Source organism: Halomonas sp. SCS19 (assembly GCF_040147015.1).
Classification (GTDB): domain Bacteria; phylum Pseudomonadota; class Gammaproteobacteria; order Pseudomonadales; family Halomonadaceae; genus Halomonas; species Halomonas litopenaei.
Genome location: NZ_JAMSHN010000001.1, coordinates 52,824 through 69,666 on the forward strand (window position 1 = coordinate 52,824; position 16,843 = coordinate 69,666).

15 protein-coding genes are annotated in these 16,843 nt (G+C 65.8%); 13 read left to right on the top strand and 2 right to left on the bottom strand.

Annotated features, from left to right (window positions below; all coding sequences use genetic code 11):
* Positions 1 to 10 precede the first annotated feature (10 nt).
* The 8 genes from NFH97_RS00160 to NFH97_RS00195 all read left to right on the top strand — a co-directional run bounded on the left by NFH97_RS00160 (position 11) and on the right by NFH97_RS00195 (position 8,424).
* Positions 11 to 877 carry an enoyl-CoA hydratase-related protein gene (locus NFH97_RS00160; RefSeq protein WP_349624176.1) on the top strand — a complete coding sequence of 289 codons (867 nt, stop codon included), beginning with the start codon at positions 11 to 13 and terminating at the stop codon, positions 875 to 877.
* Positions 874 to 3,024, top strand: a complete 2,151-nt coding sequence (locus NFH97_RS00165) for an acetyl/propionyl/methylcrotonyl-CoA carboxylase subunit alpha (protein ID WP_349624177.1) — start codon at positions 874 to 876, stop codon at positions 3,022 to 3,024. The genes NFH97_RS00160 and NFH97_RS00165 overlap by 4 nt, the downstream gene beginning before the upstream one ends.
* Positions 3,024 to 3,938: a hydroxymethylglutaryl-CoA lyase gene (locus NFH97_RS00170; RefSeq protein ID WP_349624178.1), complete on the top strand. Its 915-nt coding sequence runs from the start codon at positions 3,024 to 3,026 to the stop codon at positions 3,936 to 3,938. The genes NFH97_RS00165 and NFH97_RS00170 overlap by 1 nt, the downstream gene beginning before the upstream one ends.
* A gap of 145 nt (positions 3,939 to 4,083) precedes the next feature.
* Complete coding sequence (locus tag NFH97_RS00175) at positions 4,084 to 4,293, top strand: hypothetical protein (protein WP_124804405.1); 210 nt, start codon at positions 4,084 to 4,086, stop codon at positions 4,291 to 4,293.
* Between the two features lie 17 nt (positions 4,294 to 4,310).
* The gene (locus NFH97_RS00180; protein WP_287164946.1) at positions 4,311 to 5,330 is read left to right on the top strand and encodes a hypothetical protein; all 1,020 of its coding nucleotides are present in this window, start codon (positions 4,311 to 4,313) and stop codon (positions 5,328 to 5,330) included.
* Positions 5,331 to 5,506: 176 nt separating this feature from the next.
* Positions 5,507 to 7,423 carry a cation:proton antiporter gene (locus tag NFH97_RS00185; RefSeq protein ID WP_349624179.1) on the top strand — a complete coding sequence of 639 codons (1,917 nt, stop codon included), beginning with the start codon at positions 5,507 to 5,509 and terminating at the stop codon, positions 7,421 to 7,423.
* A gap of 104 nt (positions 7,424 to 7,527) precedes the next feature.
* Complete coding sequence (locus NFH97_RS00190; protein ID WP_108447738.1) at positions 7,528 to 7,869, top strand: MliC family protein; 342 nt, start codon at positions 7,528 to 7,530, stop codon at positions 7,867 to 7,869.
* 138 nt (positions 7,870 to 8,007) lie between these two features.
* Positions 8,008 to 8,424 (top strand): RidA family protein, encoded by a 417-nt coding sequence (locus NFH97_RS00195; RefSeq protein WP_045995003.1) that lies wholly within the window; start codon positions 8,008 to 8,010, stop codon positions 8,422 to 8,424.
* A 206-nt stretch (positions 8,425 to 8,630) separates the two neighbouring features.
* On the opposite strand, the gene NFH97_RS00200 is transcribed toward NFH97_RS00195, so the two are convergent.
* Entirely contained in the window at positions 8,631 to 9,242 is a 612-nt protein-coding gene (locus NFH97_RS00200) for a LysE family translocator (RefSeq protein ID WP_045994283.1), read from the bottom strand.
* Positions 9,243 to 9,349: 107 nt separating this feature from the next.
* Between NFH97_RS00200 and NFH97_RS00205 the strand changes: the two genes are divergently transcribed.
* The 5 genes from NFH97_RS00205 (at position 9,350) to NFH97_RS00225 (ending at position 16,128) form a co-directional block, all read left to right on the top strand.
* Positions 9,350 to 10,747, top strand: coding sequence for an aminotransferase-like domain-containing protein (locus tag NFH97_RS00205; RefSeq protein ID WP_349624180.1), 1,398 nt, complete (start codon positions 9,350 to 9,352; stop codon positions 10,745 to 10,747).
* 286 nt (positions 10,748 to 11,033) lie between these two features.
* Entirely contained in the window at positions 11,034 to 12,572 is a 1,539-nt protein-coding gene (hutH, locus tag NFH97_RS00210; RefSeq protein WP_124804403.1) for a histidine ammonia-lyase, read from the top strand.
* A gap of 91 nt (positions 12,573 to 12,663) precedes the next feature.
* Positions 12,664 to 14,079 (top strand): YfcC family protein, encoded by a 1,416-nt coding sequence (locus NFH97_RS00215; RefSeq protein ID WP_349624181.1) that lies wholly within the window; start codon positions 12,664 to 12,666, stop codon positions 14,077 to 14,079.
* A gap of 25 nt (positions 14,080 to 14,104) precedes the next feature.
* Positions 14,105 to 15,307, top strand: a complete 1,203-nt coding sequence (gene argE / locus NFH97_RS00220) for an acetylornithine deacetylase (protein WP_349624182.1) — start codon at positions 14,105 to 14,107, stop codon at positions 15,305 to 15,307.
* Entirely contained in the window at positions 15,304 to 16,128 is an 825-nt protein-coding gene (locus NFH97_RS00225; protein WP_349624183.1) for a phytanoyl-CoA dioxygenase family protein, read from the top strand. The genes argE and NFH97_RS00225 overlap by 4 nt, the downstream gene beginning before the upstream one ends.
* Positions 16,129 to 16,214: 86 nt before the next feature.
* Here NFH97_RS00225 and NFH97_RS00230 read toward each other — a convergent pair whose 3' ends face one another.
* Positions 16,215 to 16,664: a carboxymuconolactone decarboxylase family protein gene (locus NFH97_RS00230; RefSeq protein ID WP_349624184.1), complete on the bottom strand. Its 450-nt coding sequence runs from the start codon at positions 16,662 to 16,664 to the stop codon at positions 16,215 to 16,217.
* Between the last annotated feature and the right edge of the window lie 179 nt (positions 16,665 to 16,843).

The window sequence follows — 16,843 nt, forward strand, 5'->3', positions numbered from 1 at the left end:
GATGGATCCCATGTCAGACATGTCCCAACTACGGATCGACGACCGGGGGGTTGCCTGGTTGACACTGACCCGCCCCGAGGTGCACAACGCCTTCGACGACGCCCTGATCGGCGAGCTCAACGCCCACCTGGATCAGGTACGCCAGGCCGCCGACAGCGGCAAGGTACGAGTGCTGGTGCTGGGTTCAGAGGGCAAGAGCTTCTCCGCCGGCGCCGACCTCAACTGGATGAAGCGCATGGTCGACTACAGCGTCGACGACAACCTGGCCGACTCGCGTGAGCTGTCTCGCCTGATGCACGGCCTCGACAGCCTGCCCTGCGTGACGGTGTGCCGGGTCCAGGGTGCGGCCTTCGGTGGCGCGGTAGGCCTGGCCGCCTGCTGCGACATCGTGATCGCCTCCGACAGAGCCAAGTTCTGCCTGTCCGAGGTCCGCATCGGCCTGTCGCCGGCGGTCATCAGCCCCTACGTGCAGCGCGCCATCGGCAGCCGTCAGATGCGCCGCTACGCGCTCAGCGCCGAAGTCATGGACGCCGACACCGCCCAGCGACTGGACCTGGTCCACCTGGTGGTCGCCGCAGAGGAACTCGACGCCGCCATCGACGCGATGCTCGACACCCTGCTGGCCACCTCGCCCCAGGCCAGCCGGGCCACCAAGGGCCTGCTGGCGGAAGTCGCCAGGGACACCGACAGCGACGCCACCCGCGAGCGCACCTGTCAGGTCATCAGTGAACTGCGCACCAGCGCCGAAGGCCAGGAGGGACTGGCGAGTTTCCTCGAGAAGCGCCGTCCGGCCTGGGCCGACACCGCCTCTTCCACCAGCCCCCCTTCATCCGCCAGCCCCCCCTCATCCACCAACAAAAAAGGGAGCGCCTCATGAGCTCGAATCCGTCAGACCGCCAGCCGCGCTTCGACACTCTGCTGGTGGCCAATCGTGGCGAGATCGCCTGTCGTGTCATGGCCACCGCCCGGGCCATGGGCCTGAAGACGGTGGCGGTGTACTCCGACGCCGATGAAGGCGCGCGCCACGTGCGCGAAGCCGATGAGGCGATCCGCATCGGTCCGGCGCCGGCCCGGGAAAGCTATCTCGATGTCGACAAGGTCATCGCGGCGGCCCGCCGCAGCGGCGCCGGCGCTATCCATCCCGGCTACGGTTTCCTGTCGGAAAACGAGGCCTTCGTCAGCGCCTGCGAAGACGCCGGTATCGTCTTCGTCGGCCCGCCCGCCTCCAGCATCAAGGCCATGGGCGACAAGTCCGCCGCCAAGGCCCGCATGATGGACGCCGGGGTCCCGCTGGTGCCGGGCTACCACGGGGATGATCAGGACGACGACCTGCTCAAGCGCGAGGCCGACGCCATCGGCTATCCGGTGCTGCTCAAGGCCAGCGCCGGTGGCGGCGGCAAGGGCATGCGCGTGGTCGAGAACGCCGACGAGTTCCAGGCGGCCCTGGACGGCTGCCGACGGGAGTCCCGCGCGGCCTTCAACGACGACCGCATGTTGATCGAGAAGTACCTGACCCAGCCTCGCCACGTCGAGGTCCAGGTGTTCTGCGACAGCCACGGCGGCGGCGTCTACCTGTTCGAGCGCGACTGCAGCGTGCAGCGTCGTCACCAGAAGGTGCTCGAGGAAGCCCCTGCACCGGGCATGACCCTGGAACTGCGCCAGGCCATGGGCGAGGCGGCGGTGCGCGCGGCCCAGGAGATCGGTTACGTCGGCGCCGGCACGGTGGAGTTTCTGCTCGACGCCTCACCGGGGCAGGACGGCTCCTTCTATTTCATGGAGATGAACACCCGCCTGCAGGTGGAACACCCTGTCACCGAGATGATCACCGGGCAGGACCTGGTCGAGTGGCAGCTGCGCGTGGCCATGGGCGAGCGCCTGCCGCTGAGCCAGGATGAGCTGACCATCAATGGCCACAGCTTCGAGGCGCGGCTTTACGCCGAGGACGCCGACCAGGACTTCCTGCCCGCCACCGGCCTGCTCAGCCACTTTTCGCTGGACCTCGAGGGCGCCTCGCTGGACCCGGCCAGGGTGCGCCTGGACAGCGGGGTCGAAAGCGGTGACATGGTGTCGATGCACTACGACCCCATGCTGGCCAAGCTGATCACCCACGGCCCCGACCGCGCCTCGGCGCTGGCGACCCTGAACCGCGCCCTGGCGGCGCTGGACGTGCGTGGTGTGGTCACCAACCGCGGCTTCCTGCAGCGCCTCGCCACCCACCCGGACTTCCAGGCGGCCAACCTCGATACCCGCTTTATCGAGCGCCACGAGGACAGCCTGTTCGCCTCCCGCGGCCTCGACCAGGACAGCCTGGCCAGCGCCGCCCTGGTGGCGCTGCATCAGCTGTCTCGGGAGTGCGAGAGCGACTCGCCCTGGGACCGCCACGACGGCTTTCGCCTGAACGGCCCGCGCCAGATTCGTATCGCCCTGTGCGACCCGCGCGAGGCGCTGGACGCCGAGCCTGCGAGCCTGGCGCTGGTCGAGGGACGTCATGGGGCCAGCGACGACGCCTGGCAGCTCAGCATCAGCGGGGCCAATCGCGACGAGGTTCAGCAGGTATCGGCGAGCCTCACCGATCTGCCCGGCGACGCCGTGGCGATCACTCTGGACGGCCACCGCCGCCGCCTGCAGGCGCGCCTGGTGGGCGAAGGCAAGGAGCGCAACGAGATCGTGCTGTCGAGCCCCGAGGGCGAGGTCCGCCTTTACTGGCGGCGTATCGACGCCATCGACCACGGCCAGCACGAGGTCGAGTCGACCCTGACCGCGCCCATGCACGGTACCGTGGTGGCGCTGCTGGTTGCGCCCGGTGCTGCCGTTGCCAAGGGTGACGCCCTGATGGTGATGGAAGCGATGAAGATGGAGCACACCCTCACCGCCCCGGCCGACGGCGCCGTGGCCAGCTTCCACTTCGCCGCCGGCGACACCGTCGGCCAGGGCGACGTGCTGCTGGAGTTCGACGCCGGCGCGTCGCCAACAGAGGCGCAGTCAGAGACACAGCCCGAAACCGAGCAAAAGGAGTCCCGCTGATGGCCCTTCCCGCCAGCGTTCGCATCGTCGAAGTCGGGCCTCGCGACGGCCTGCAGAACGAGCCGGACCCGATCACCACGGCGACCAAGCTCGAACTGGTCGAACGCCTGGCCAAGGCCGGCCACCGCCATATCGAGGCGGCCAGCTTCGTGTCGCCCAAATGGGTGCCGCAGATGGCCGACCACCGCGAGGTGATGACCGCCCTGATGCGAGAGGGCAAAGGCCAGCCAGGGGTGCGCTATTCGGCGCTGACTCCCAACCTCAAGGGACTGGAGGCGGCCATCGAGTGCGGCGTCGATGAGGTGGCGGTGTTCGGCGCGGCCTCGGAGTCGTTCTCGCAAAAGAACATCAACTGCTCCATCGCCGAGTCGCTCGAGCGCTTCGCCCCGGTGGTGGAACGCGCCCGCGATCAGGGGATCCAGGTGCGCGGCTATGTGTCCTGCGTGCTCGGCTGCCCCTACGAAGGCGACATCGCCCCCGAGCAGGTGGCGGCGGTCGCCCGGGCGCTGGACGAGATGGGCTGCTACGAGGTGTCACTGGGCGACACCATCGGCACCGGTACCCCGCTCAAGGCCCGGCGCATGCTCGAGGCGGTGGCCCGTGACGTTCCGGTCGAGCGTCTGGCCGCCCACTTCCACGACACCTATGGCCAGGCGCTAGCCAATCTGGCCGCGGTACTCGAAGACGGCGTCCAGGTGATCGACAGCTCGGTGGCGGGCCTCGGGGGCTGCCCCTACGCCAAGGGCGCCAGCGGCAATGTCGCCACCGAGGACGTGGTCTACCTGCTTGAAGGCCTGGGCATCGAAACCACGGTGGACCTCGAGCGCATCGCCGCCGTGGGCGACTGGATCACCCGCGCCATCGGGCGTCCCAATCGTTCCAAGGCCGGTGTGGCGGTGGTTGCCAAGGGCTGACCAATGCCGAGGGGGAAGGAGGAAAGCGAGAAACAGGGCCTGAGCGATTCTTCCCTCCCTTTCCTCTCCCTTCCGCTTCCTTTCCATCCCGCGACATACATCGCATCGTGCTATTCTCAGTGTCAGTCCATGAGAGGAACAGGACATGAGCGCACAGGGCCAACGCATTCTCGAGCAGATTCAGCAGCAGCTGCAGCAATCTACCGAGGCGGCAGAGACGGCAGGCTGGGATGACGTGGATATCACTGCCTCGGGCACCGTGGTGGTGCGCAGGTACGCCAGCAAGGACGCCGCCGAGCTCGAGCGCCAACGCATCGACCAGAGCTTCCCCCTGGCTTCCCACGACAGCCAGTAGCAGCGTAGCCGCCCACCATGATCGGGCTGCTCATCTTTCCCGTGCTGGTGTGTGGCTATATCTACCTCACCGAAAGCCCTGCCGAGCGCATCCGTATCAGCCTCTACCATGGCTGGTCGCTCTACATTCGTGCCGCGCAGTTCGGCATTCTTATTGTCGCGGTGGTCGCCTTGCTGTTCGGCTATCTGCTGCCGTGGCTCGGTGTGCTGATCGGCAGGCTGACAGGCATCACCCTCCTTCCTCACACTCACCTGTTCATGCTGCTCGCCCAGCTGATGGCAAGCGGACTCTACTCTGCAACGCCTCCTCCTCCCGCCACCATGGCATCGCTTCAGATTGCGTCCCTGTCACTGTGCTCAATCGCCTTTACCTGGTCCATTGCCTGGTCATGCCAGCGATTCACCTGGCTGGGAGCAACACGGCTACAACAGGCGCGCCGCCACCATGTGGTGAAGCTGCTGCGAGACCAGGCGCCTATCGAGCACCACCTTGTCACCATCATGACCCAGGCCAAGATCGACCTGGCCCACAACGCGGCTATTCTCGAGGCCCGAACCGGACTGTCCGACAACCTGCGCAAAGGCACGATCGATCGACACGACCGGATGAGCCGGTCGTCCTTGCTGGAGACGCTGAAACAGCTTAAATATCGCAAGATCACCTATGCTCTGGTGACCCTGGAAAATGACAAGGTCTACATCGGCCTACCGACCATCGTGCCGGAACCGGACGAGGAGAGCGTGGTATCCAATGCGATTCGTCTGATACCGCTGCGCTCGGGCTACCGTCATGAACAGAACAAGCAGGTGATCCTTACCACCCAGTATGACTTCGACCTGGCCGCGCCAAGAGCGGAGTTCGAAGTCTCGCTTCAGCGCGACAAGATCATCAGCGTTTCCGGCTTCACGTTCAATCTTCGTCACCCGTCCTCGGCGTCCGTGCGGCCGGCGTCGACCGGCCCGCGGGCTGACGCGAACACTTCCCCGCCCTCGGTAGTGCGAAGGCTCCTTCAATGCCTGCGTGGCGCGGGCCCCTGAGTCTCCGGGCAACTGTGCCGATCGGGTCGCAAGCGTTTACAGGGTTGGTTGTGAATGCAGCGGGCGCCGCCTAGCGTTATGCCTTGTAGGAAAAGTGCCTGCGCTCGCCGACGTTACCTCGCCAGCCTGGCAAGCAAAGCACTGATTGCACCGATTGGACCACAGGGAAGCCCCTCATGACCCCCGTTCTCGTCTTCTGCCTGATCGCGGCGCTCGGTATCGGCGCCCAGTGGCTGGCCTGGCGCTGGAAGGTGCCGGCCATCGTCCTGCTGCTGCTGAGCGGCGTACTCATCGGCCCGGTAACCGGTGTACTCGACCCACGCTCGGTATTCGACGAGTTGCTCGAACCGCTGATCGCGGTCGCCGTGGCGATGATCCTGTTCGAGGGTGGCCTGACGCTGAACCTGACACGGCTGAAGGGCGCGGAGCTTGCGGTGAAGCGCCTGGTGTTCTTCGGCGGCCCGCTGGTCTGGCTGCTGGCGACCCTGTCGGGTCACTACATCGGTGGGCTGACCTGGGCATCGGCCTCGGTGCTTGGCGGCATCCTGATCGTCACCGGCCCCACCGTCATCATTCCCCTGCTGCGCCAGGCCAGCCTCAAGCGACGTCCGGGGGAAATCCTGCGTTGGGAAGCGATCCTCAATGACCCGGTGGGCGCCCTGGCGGCGGTGCTGGCCTTCGAACTCGCCATCGTCCTCAACTCCTCTCACTCGCTGTCGATGACACTCGGCCATATGGCGCTGGGCATCGCGGTGGCGAGCGCGGTGGGACTGGCCACCGCCTGGGGGCTGATCCGCGCGATCAAGGGCGGCCATATCCCCGAGTTTCTCAAGGTGCCGGTGATCATCTTCTTCGTCATGGCCACCTACGCCCTGCCCAATGCCCTGCTGCATGAAAGCGGCCTGCTGGCGGTCACCGTGATGGGCGTGGTGATCGGCAATTCGTCGCTGTCGTCGCTGGACGAGATTCGCCGCTTCAAGGAGAACATCACCGTACTGCTGGTCTCCGGGGTATTCATCCTGCTGGCCGCTCAGGTGGACCTGGGCACCCTGGCCACCCTGACGACCCGCGAAATCCTGTTCGTCGCAGTGGTACTGCTGCTGGTCCGCCCGCTGGCGGTCTTCATATCGTTGATCAAGGTCGACCTGCCCTTCGGCGAAAAGCTGATGGTCGGCTGGATCGGTCCACGCGGGGTGGTCGCGGTGGCCATCGCCGGTCTGTTCGGCGCGCGCCTGGTCGACATCGGCATCGAGGACGCCGCCCTGCTGTCGCCATTGGCCTTTGCCATCGTCGCGGTCACGGTGCTGCTTCACGGCTTCTCGCTGCAGCCCCTGGCCCGTCGCTTCAATCTTCAGTCCACCGATACCAAGGGGCTGTTGATCATCGGCGCCAACCCCTTCACGGTCGCCCTGGCCGAGGCCATCCAGTCCACCGGGCGCCCGGTGCTGATCGCCGATCGCAACTACAACCATCTGCGCCAGGTCAGAGGCCGCGACATTCCCACCTACTACGGCGAGGTACTCACCGAGGAGGCCGAACTGACGCTGGAGTTCAGCCGCTTCGACAGCATGGTGGCGCTGACCGACAACGACGACTACAACGCCCTGCTGTGCATGCACTATGCTCCCGAATTCGGCCACCATCAGGTGTACCGCTTCGCCCCGGGGGGCGGTGCCGGTGGCGATCATCTCGAGCAGACCCTGGGCGGGCGCTTCTTTGCCAAGGAACTCGACTTCGAACAGGCCACCAACTACATCCGCGAGGGCTGGTGCGTCCGTCTGACGCGCCTCAGCGAGAGCTATTCGTTCGAGGACTATCGACGCGACAACCCCGACGCCCGGGTGATATCGACCTACAGCGAGGATGGCGAAGTACGCGTCATGCACAAGGATGAAAGCTTCGATGCCGGTGACGGCGAGACTCTGCTAGCCCTGGTGCCCGACGACACCCATCAGGACAAGGCAGAGCGCCACGCCAGACGCCAGGAGCAACAACCGACGGATGTCAGCGTTGACGACGGGGCCCATGACGATAACGACGGCGACTCCCGCGGCAACACGACTCCCGGACGCGAACCGCCTGAGCAGGGCTGATCCGGCGAGGTATCGTGGCGGGTGCGGAACTTGTGTAGCCTGGGAAGGCCTAACGCCAGGCGAGCCTTTTCCACGGCTCCCTTCATATGACAAGGAGATGTTTCATGAACGCCAGCTGGATCCCTGTTGCCGCCTTCACTGCGCTGTTCACCGCCCTGGCCGGCTGTGCCGGCGGCAGTGGCCATGATGACAGTGCCGACGCCGCAGCCTCGCCCTCCGCCGACTACATCTGCCAGGATGGCAGCCAGTTCACCATCGTCTTCGACAGTCAGGACAGCGCCGAGGTACAGATGCACGGCGACAGCTTCCCGCTCGAACGCCAGCCCGCCGCCTCGGGCATGCACTACGCCTCGGAAAACGGCCAGCACGTCTTCCGTGGCAAGGGCAACGAGGCCACCTGGACCATCGGCCGGCGCATGCCGGTGCAGTGCGAAGTCAGCAGCTGACGCGCGCACTATTCCCGGACGCTCTCCGCAGTCACCCGACAAACGCATTTCCGCCGCCTGCTTTCCGCAAGGAAAGTCGGCGGCATTCGCCAGACATTTCTCCAGCGGCACAGCGACCAAGCCGCAGCAGGAGGCAAGATGGCACGCTACTTCAACGACCCCACCCTACCCAGCCCCGAGTTTCCGGGCTCCCATCTGGTCATGGACGAACACTACGTCCATCTGTCGGGGCTGACCGCCGCCGATATCCAGGGCAGTGACGCCATTCTCGGTGACGCCGCCGAAGAAACTCGCTGGATCCTCAGGCGACTGTCTCACCTGCTCGAGCAGGCGGATTGCACCCTGGCCGACACCGTACGTGTTCAAGTGCACCTCACCGACCTGTCGCTGCAACAGGCGGTGGATGATGTCTATTCCGAGTGGTTCGAGGCTGCGCGCTATCCGGCGCGTACCTGCACCGTGTCGCCACAGCTGCATGGCGGCGCCGCGGTGGAGATCACCCTGACCGCCCGGCGGCCCGAGGGGGCATCGCCAGATGAGCCCAGCGAGGGCTGAGTCTTGTCGACCAAGCCTTAGGCGCTGTCCGAAAAGTCGACGAGCGAAGGTTAGACAAGGCAAAAATCGGTGAGAAAGCGCAGTTTACGGGGTGTAAATGAGCATTTTGACCGGGCTGGCGCACCAGACGATTTTTAACGCCGTATTACCGAGCGCAGGCACTTTTCAGACAAGCCCTAAGCTCCGATCGCGCCAGGCTGAATGGTTCAGGCCAGGATCATCACCACGCAGGCCGCGGTGAGCGCCCCCATCACCCCATTGAACACCCGCCAGGATCGGTCGCTCTTCAACAGGCGGCCGATGGCGGTGCCAAACCCTGCCCACAGAGCGATGCAGGGCAGCCCCACCAGTTCCGCCACGCCCGCCAGCAGCAGGGCGTTGACCCAGGGGTTGCCGCCGTCCGGCAGGAACCCCGCCATCAACGCGATACCCATGACCCACGCCTTGGGGTTGGCAAACTGGAACGCCGCCGCCTGCACGAAGGACAGCGGGCGGGCATCGCCTACCCGCAGGTCCGGCGGCGGGGCCGTCGCGATCTTCCAGGCCAGGTACAAGAGGTACAGGCTGCCGACCAGCTTGAGTCCGCCCTGCACCACCGGATAGCGCTCGAACACCACCCCCAGCCCGAGCGCGATCGAGGCGAACAGCACAAAACAGCCGCCCAGGATGCCGAACAGATGTGGCAGGGTACGCAGGAAGCCGTAGTTGGCGCCGGAGGCGGTCAGCATGACGTTGTTGGGACCCGGCGTGATGGTCATGGACACCATGAACAGCGCTGCCGGAAGCAGAAAGGCGAGCTGACTAGCGGTCTCTTCCATGATTGTACCCCTACAATTTTTGCATTATGGTGTGAAACAAGGTGAATTGACCCCGGTTTTTAAAGCATACTCAGGCAACAATTGCCGTCAAAGAGTTTATTGTCACCATGACAATCTGGACTCCCTCCCTCGAATTCGACTCCCGCTCGGCCCGCTATCGTCAGATCGCCTCGGCCATCGGCGATGCCATCGACCAGGGCCAGCTCGCCGCCGGCGATCGACTGCCCCCGCAACGGGCCCTGGCCGACGCGCTGGGCGTCACCGTGGGCACCATCACCCGCGCCTACAGCGAAGCCCAGCAACGGGGCTGGGTATCGTCCCGGGTCGGCAGTGGCACCTACGTCAATGACGCCGCCGCCGGCAACAGCCCCTTCGATGTACACGTCGCAGCCGACTCCGATGGCGTGGTCGACATGAGCCTGAGCTTTGCTCCGCCGCACCCCTGGCGTCACCAGTGTCTGCAACAGGCCCTGGCGGAGGTGACCGAGGACCCGGCCTGTCTTGCCATGGTCGCCGCCTACCAGCCCGACATCGGCACCCGGCAGCACAGAGAGGCGCTGTCATGCTGGCTTGAGGATCTCGGCTTTCCCCTGCACGAGGTGCTGGCGATTACCCAGGGCGGCCAGCACGGCATCGACCTGTGCCTGAGAGCCCTGACCCGCCCCGGCGACAGCGTGGCCGCCGACGCCCTCACCTATCCGGGGTTCAACGCCGCCACCCGCCACGCTCACCTCAAGCCGATGGCGGTACCCCTGGACGACGACGGCATGGACATCGATGCACTGGCACGCCTGTGCCAGCGCCAGGTGCCCCGCCTGGTCTACCTGACCCCGGACCAGAACAACCCCACCAGCGCGGTGCTTTCGCCGCAGCGCAGGGAACAGCTCGCCGCCCTGGCGCGCCGACATGACTTCTGGCTGATCGAGGACGCCGTCCAGTACCTGCCGCGGGAGGATCGCGGTGTGTCTCTGCTGGAGCTGGCGCCGGAACGCACGCTGCAGGTATTCAGCACCTCCAAGGTGCTCTCCGGTGGCCTCAGGGTCGGCACCCTGCAGATGCCGGCCACCCTGCGCGAGCGCATCGGCAGCCTGCTGCGGGCGCAGTCATGGATGTGTCCGCCGCTGATGACCGAGGTGGCGCGGCGCTGGATCGCCTCGCCCCGCTACCCCGAACTGCTGGCCTGGCAGACCGCAGAGCTGGCCGCTCGGCAGCGTCTGGCACGGGCAAGCTTCGAGGCCCTGACGCCCCGCCATCTCATACATGGCGCCAACTTCTGGCTACCGCTGCCCGAGGGCCGTCGGGCCAGCGAGGTACAGGCCCTGCTGAAGAGCGAAGGCGTGCTGGTGGCAACGCCTGAACCCTTCTGTACCGGCAGCGAGCCGGCGCCCCAGGCCATTCGCCTTTGCGTGGGCGCCCCCGACAGCCGCGAGTCCCTGCAACAGGCCCTCGCCACCGTGCGACGTGTGCTGGAACAGGGGGACACCAGCCCATGGGCAACACTGTAGCGACGGTCCGACACCTGCCTGAATTCGCTGACGTTGTGAACCAGGTCCAGACGTCCATCGACCCATCCCTGCGCTAGCCGACCCAGTCGCCCACCCCGCTCATGTCAGTGGCGAAATCTGTATAGAAGATCAAGCACAGTCTGTGACACACATCGTCACTCCCCCTGGCGATTCCTGCCTGCTGTTCGACGATAGACGCCTTGACGCCGCGCCGTTGCCCTGCTGTTAATGTATATACATTAAAGTTTTCCCATCATGTTCGGCCACGTCTCGGGAGCTCGCCACCATGCATCGACTCGTCATCACCCCAGGCCAACTCACCCTCCAGGACATGCGCCGGCTCCTCACGTCACCGACAGTGGTGTCTCTGGAGCCCTCGGCATACGCCGCCATCGACGCATCGGTGGCGACGGTGGCTGGCGTCATCGACGAGGGACGCACCGCCTACGGGGTCAACACCGGCTTCGGCCTGCTGGCTCAGACCCGCATCGAGCGCGAACGCCTGGAGGACCTGCAGCGCTCGCTGGTGCTATCCCACGCCACCGGCGTCGGCGAACGCCTGGACGACGAGCTGGTGCGGCTGATCATGACGCTGAAGGTGGCAAGCCTGGCACGCGGCTACTCCGGCATTCGCGGCGAAGTCCTCGACGCCCTGATCACCCTGATCAACACCGAGGTCTGGCCGGTCATCCCCGCCAAGGGCTCGGTAGGTGCCTCGGGCGACCTGGCGCCACTGGCCCATATGAGTCTGGTACTGCTGGGCGAGGGCCAGGCACGCCACCGTGGCGAGACCCTCTCGGGACGGGACGCCCTGAACGTGGCTGGCCTGTCGCCCCTGACCCTGGCACCCAAGGAGGGATTGGCGCTGCTCAATGGCACCCAGGTCTCCACCGCGCTGGCGCTGCGCGGTCTGTTCGAGGCCGAAGATCTGTTTGCCAGCGCCACAGTGTGCGGCGCCCTTAGCGTAGAGGCGAGCCTGGCCTCGCGGGTTCCCTTCGACGCCCGCATCCACGAACTGCGCGGCCAACCCGGGCAGATCGACGTTGCCAGGGCCTATCGTCACCTGCTCGAGGACACCAGCGAGGTGGGGGCCTCCCACGCCGACTGTGACCGCGTCCAGGACCCCTACTCGCTGCGCTGCCAGCCTCAGGTCATGGGCGCGGTGCTCGACCAGATCCGCCACGCGGCCAGGGTGCTCGAGATCGAGGCCAACGCCGTCACCGACAACCCGCTGGTGTTCGCCGACAACGGCGACATCCTCTCGGGCGGCAACTTCCACGCCGAGCCGGTTGCCCTCGTGGCCGACAATCTGGCGCTGGCGCTGGCGGAGATCGGGGCCCTGTCGGAGCGACGCATCTCGCTGATGATGGACACCCACATGTCCCGGCTTCCCCCCTTCCTGGTGGAAAACGGCGGCGTGAATTCCGGTTTCATGATTGCCCAGGTGTCAGCCGCCGCGCTGGCCAGCGAGAACAAGGCTCTGGCCCACCCTCACAGCGTCGACAGCCTGCCTACCTCGGCCAATCAGGAGGACCATGTGTCCATGGCGCCGGCGGCGGGACGGCGACTCAAGGAGATGGCGGCCAATGTTCGCGGCGTGCTGGCCATCGAATGGCTGGCAAGTTGCCAGGGCCTCGACATGCGCGAGGGGCTCGCCTCGACACCTTTGCTGGAGCAGGCCCGTCAGCGACTGCGTCGCCGGGTGACCCACTATGACCACGATCGTTACTTCGCACCGGACATTGAGGCCGCCACACGTCTGCTGGACGAAGGCGCATTGTGTGACCTCGTTCTCGACGATCTTCTGCCCAGCCGCGCGCCCTGACTCGACAGGCTTCGCTGGTTCGGACTAAACCGAAAGGATCAATGAACTCAGCCCCAGGTGCCACAAACCCGCCACCAGCGAGAGTCAGCCGATGAATCATGACAAGATGGCCGCGAGACCACACGTCGAGCAACAGAGGCCGCTCCCCCACGCCTTCGTCATCCTCTTCTTTCTCGCCCTGCTGGCGGCCATCGTCACCTGGTTCGTCCCCAGCGGAAGCTTCGAACGCATCACCAACGCCGACGGGCGCTCGGTCATCGTCGCCGGCACCTACCAGGCCATCGACTCCCCGGGCATCGGTCCCTTCGAGTTCTTCAACGCCTTCTTCGAAGGGATGAAGAGCGGCTCGTCGATCATCTTCTTTCTGGTCATCGTCGGCGGTACCTTCGGGGTCCTGAGGCGCTCCCGCGCCATCGAAGGGCTGGTCCACTTCCTGCTGGTGAAGCTCAAGGGCCGCGAGATCCTGATCATCCCGCTGATGATGACCTTCTTCGCCCTGTGTTCCGGTACCTACGGCATGATCGAGGGCAGCATCGTCTACATCTTCATCCTGCTGCCGCTGGCGCGACGTATCGGCTACGACGCCGTGGTCGCCGCCGCCATCCCGCTGATCGGCACCGCCATCGGCTACACCGGCTCCTTTCTCAATCCCTTCAACGTCGGCGTCGCCCTGAGCATCGCCGAATTGCCGCTGTTTTCCGGCATGGGCTACCGCTTCGTCTGCTGGCTTGCGTTCGTCGCCCTGAGCATCGGCTACGTGATGTTCTACGCCCGTCGCGTGCAGGCGAGGCCAGAGCGCAGTGTGGTCTACGGCCTGGCCCCGCCCGATGAAGAAGGACCGGGTGATCACGTCGACCTGACCCCTCGCCACCTGCTGATCCTCGGCGCCTTCGCCCTGGCCCTGGTGGCGATCATCGCCGGGGTCAGTGCCTTCGGCTGGTACCTCAAGGAGATGGCCGGCGTCTTCCTGCTGCTGGGTATCGTCACCGGGCTGCTCGCCGGCATGCGAGCCAACACCATCGCCGGAGCCTTTTCCACCGGCTGCAAGGACATGATGGACGGCGCCCTGGCGGTCGGCCTGGCCTTCACCATCGTGGTCATCGTGCAACACAGCGAGATCATCGACACCATCATCCATTCGCTTTCCACGCTGATCGGCGACACCTCGGCGTCGGCCGCAGCACTGGGCATGTTCGCCATGCAAAGCGCGATGAACTTCATCGTCACCTCGGGCAGCGGCCAGGCGGCGCTGACCATGCCCATCATGACGCCCATCGCGGACCTCGCCGAGGTACACCGCCAGGTCGCGGTGCTGGCCTTCCAGTTTGGCGACGGCATATCCAATGCCTTTACTCCTACCGCCGGCTGGTTGATGGCGGGGCTCACCATCGCCGGCATTCCCTGGAGCCGCTGGATGCGTTTCATGCTGCCGCTGATCGCCCTGCTCTATCCCCTCGGCGCTGTGCTCATCCTGCTGGCGACCCTGGTGGTCTGGCCCCTCGCCTGACGGTCTGCACTCACGGAGCCTCGTCTTGACCAGCAACACGCTACCCTTCAGCCTTGCGATGATCGAACGCCTGGTGGCCTTCGACACCACCAGTCATCGCTCCAACCTTGAACTGATCAACGACGTCGCCGGCTGGCTCGAGGCGCGTGGGGCAGCGGTGACCCTGCTCTACAACGACAGCGGCGACAAGGCCAACCTGATCGCCGAATTCGGCCCCCACGACGCCCCGGCCCTGCTGGTTTCCGGCCACACCGACGTGGTGCCGGCGAGCCCCGCAGACTGGCGTGTCACCGCCCCGTTCACGCCGAAACGCCACGCTGAACGCCTCTACGGTCGCGGTACGGCGGACATGAAGGGATTCATCGGCGTGGCCCTGACCAAACTGGCCGCCTGGCAGGCAGAGCACTCGCGTCACTCGGTGTTGCTGGCGCTGTCCTTCGACGAAGAGGTCGGGTGCCTGGGTGCCCCGCTGATGCTGCCGTTTCTCGAGGCCCACAAGGAGCGCCTGCGGGGCATCATCGTCGGCGAGCCCACCGCGATGCGCATCGCCAACGCCCACAAGGGCCACGTCGGCATGCGCGCCACCATCGAGGGTGTGGGAGGCCACTCGGGCTACCCAGGGCGAGGCGTCAACGCCATCGATGTCGGCGCGGGCGTGGTTGCGCAGATCCGCCAACTGGCACGGGAAAAGCGCCTGATGTCGCTCACCGATCAGCGCTTCGATCCCCCCTACTCCACGGTCCACGTCGGGCTGATCGAGGGTGGCAGCGCGCTGAATCAGATCCCCGAGCACTGCCGCATCGACTTCGAGATGCGCCCGCTGCCCGGGCAGCCCGCCATGGAAATCCTCGAGCGCCTGCGCAAGGACTTTCCCAGCGGCCTGGATCGCGACCTGATCGGCCTCGGCCGTCGCGCCAGACTGACCCTGGAATGCCGCGGCCAGTACCCACCGCTGGACGAACGCCGCCAACGCTACCTGTCATGGATCGCCGAGCTGGCCGAATGCAGCGTCGAGCCGTTGGCGCTCGGCTTCGGCTGCGAGGCCGGGCTGTTCGCCCAACTGGGCGTCCCTACTGTGATCTGCGGCCCCGGCAGCATCCATCAGGCCCATCAGCCAGATGAGTTCATCGCCTTCGATCAGATCGCGAAGTGCGAGGGCTTCTTCGACCGGCTGTTGTCACAGCTGTCCTTTCCTCTTCCTGACTTCCACCGCCTGGAGGCCCCATGAACCTGCGCATCCATCCCGACACCATGGTCAGCGACGAAGACGTCGCCGCCTTCCAGCGCGACGGCGCCATCTGTCTACGCGGCATCTTCTGCCCCCAGGAGCTGAAGCGACTGGCGGAGGGCATCGAGGACAACCTGCGCGATCCCAGCCCCCGGGCCAAGGTCGCCAGTCGACCCGATGACCCAGGCTGGTTCTTCGAGGACTTCTGCAACTGGCAGACCAACGAAGCGTATCGGGGTTTCATCTTCGACTCGCCGCTGGGGCTTATCGGGCAACGCCTGATGGGCTCACGCCAGGTACGCCTCTACCACGACCATCTACTGGTCAAGGAACCGGGCACGCGCCAGCGGACCCCCTGGCACCAGGACCAGCCCTACTACAACGTGGAAGGCAGTCAGAACGTCAGCATGTGGCTACCGGTGGATCCGGTATCCCGGGCGGCCACCCTGGAGTTTGTGGCCGGGTCCCACAAGGGGCCCTGGCTGATGCCGCGGACCTTCATGGACCACCAGGCCAGCTGGTTCCCCGAGGGCAGTCTGGCCGAGCTGCCTGACATCGAGGCTAAGCGTGAGCGCTACTCCATCCTTGGCTGGGCGCTGGAACCCGGCGACGCCGTCTTCTTCAACATGCTGACCCTGCACGCCTCAGGTGGCGTCAGTGGCCCTCATCGCCGTCGCGCTTTCTCGGTGCGCCTGCTGGGTGACGACATGGTCCACGCACCGCGGGCCTGGACCACCTCGCCGCCCTTTCCCGGCCTCGCCGACGAACTGCCCGCGGGCAGCCCCATGGAGCACCCGCTGTTTCCGCTGCTGGCAGGATGATCTTTCGCGCCGGCCAGCTTGGCGGAACATAGTGGCAAGACGCCCTCGCCTACCAGCGCGGGAGACGTTCGGTCGCGCCACAGACGTCACTCCACCGGGAAGGCGAACGCCAGCGCGATCCGGTTCCAGGCGTTGATCGAGACCACCAGCGCCGTCACGTTGACCTGCTCTTCGGGGGTAAATTCCGCGGCCAGGCGGCTGTAGTCGCCGCCGCCGATCTCCTGGCCGCTGACCAGCGTCAGCGCCTCGGTCCAGGCCAGCGCTGCCTGTTCACGGCGACTGAAGAGCTGGGTCTCTCGCCACGCCGACAGAACATCCAGACGCGACTGCTGCTCACCGTCCTCGCGTGCTTCCTGGCTGTGCATGCGCAGACAGAAGGCGCAACCGTTCAGCTGGGAGGCGCGCAGCTTGATCAGGTGCACCAGCTCAGACTCGATGCCGGCCTCGGCCACGGCACGCTCGAGTTCCACCAGGGACTTGGCCAGCATCGGCTGGTGGCGAAAGACGTCGGCCCGGGTCAGACGTTGATCTTTCATTCGGGACTCCTCACAGGACGGTAAAGGAGGTAGTCTTTGCGCGTTTGAATTCCTTACCGCTGGCCGCCTGATGGCGCCTGTCTGCCTCGAGCGATGGCCCTGCTGCACAGGGGCTTTCCTGCACAGGGGCTTTCCTGCGCAGGGGCCTTGCCCTGCCATGGCCTCCAGCGTCAACGCCG

Bases quoted from the DNA above. Each gene is read 5' to 3' on its own strand.
- NFH97_RS00160 (WP_349624176.1), top strand. From the start codon at position 11: ATGTCAGACATGTCCCAACTACGGATCGACGACCGGGGGGTTGCCTGG.
- NFH97_RS00165 (WP_349624177.1), top strand. From the start codon at position 874: ATGAGCTCGAATCCGTCAGACCGCCAGCCGCGCTTCGACACTCTGCTG.
- NFH97_RS00170 (WP_349624178.1), top strand. From the start codon at position 3,024: ATGGCCCTTCCCGCCAGCGTTCGCATCGTCGAAGTCGGGCCTCGCGAC.
- NFH97_RS00175 (WP_124804405.1), top strand. From the start codon at position 4,084: ATGAGCGCACAGGGCCAACGCATTCTCGAGCAGATTCAGCAGCAGCTG.
- NFH97_RS00180 (WP_287164946.1), top strand. From the start codon at position 4,311: ATGATCGGGCTGCTCATCTTTCCCGTGCTGGTGTGTGGCTATATCTAC.
- NFH97_RS00185 (WP_349624179.1), top strand. From the start codon at position 5,507: ATGACCCCCGTTCTCGTCTTCTGCCTGATCGCGGCGCTCGGTATCGGC.
- NFH97_RS00190 (WP_108447738.1), top strand. From the start codon at position 7,528: ATGAACGCCAGCTGGATCCCTGTTGCCGCCTTCACTGCGCTGTTCACC.
- NFH97_RS00195 (WP_045995003.1), top strand. From the start codon at position 8,008: ATGGCACGCTACTTCAACGACCCCACCCTACCCAGCCCCGAGTTTCCG.
- NFH97_RS00200 (WP_045994283.1), bottom strand. From the start codon at position 9,242: ATGGAAGAGACCGCTAGTCAGCTCGCCTTTCTGCTTCCGGCAGCGCTG.
- NFH97_RS00205 (WP_349624180.1), top strand. From the start codon at position 9,350: ATGACAATCTGGACTCCCTCCCTCGAATTCGACTCCCGCTCGGCCCGC.
- hutH (WP_124804403.1), top strand. From the start codon at position 11,034: ATGCATCGACTCGTCATCACCCCAGGCCAACTCACCCTCCAGGACATG.
- NFH97_RS00215 (WP_349624181.1), top strand. From the start codon at position 12,664: ATGAATCATGACAAGATGGCCGCGAGACCACACGTCGAGCAACAGAGG.
- NFH97_RS00225 (WP_349624183.1), top strand. From the start codon at position 15,304: ATGAACCTGCGCATCCATCCCGACACCATGGTCAGCGACGAAGACGTC.
- NFH97_RS00230 (WP_349624184.1), bottom strand. From the start codon at position 16,664: ATGAAAGATCAACGTCTGACCCGGGCCGACGTCTTTCGCCACCAGCCG.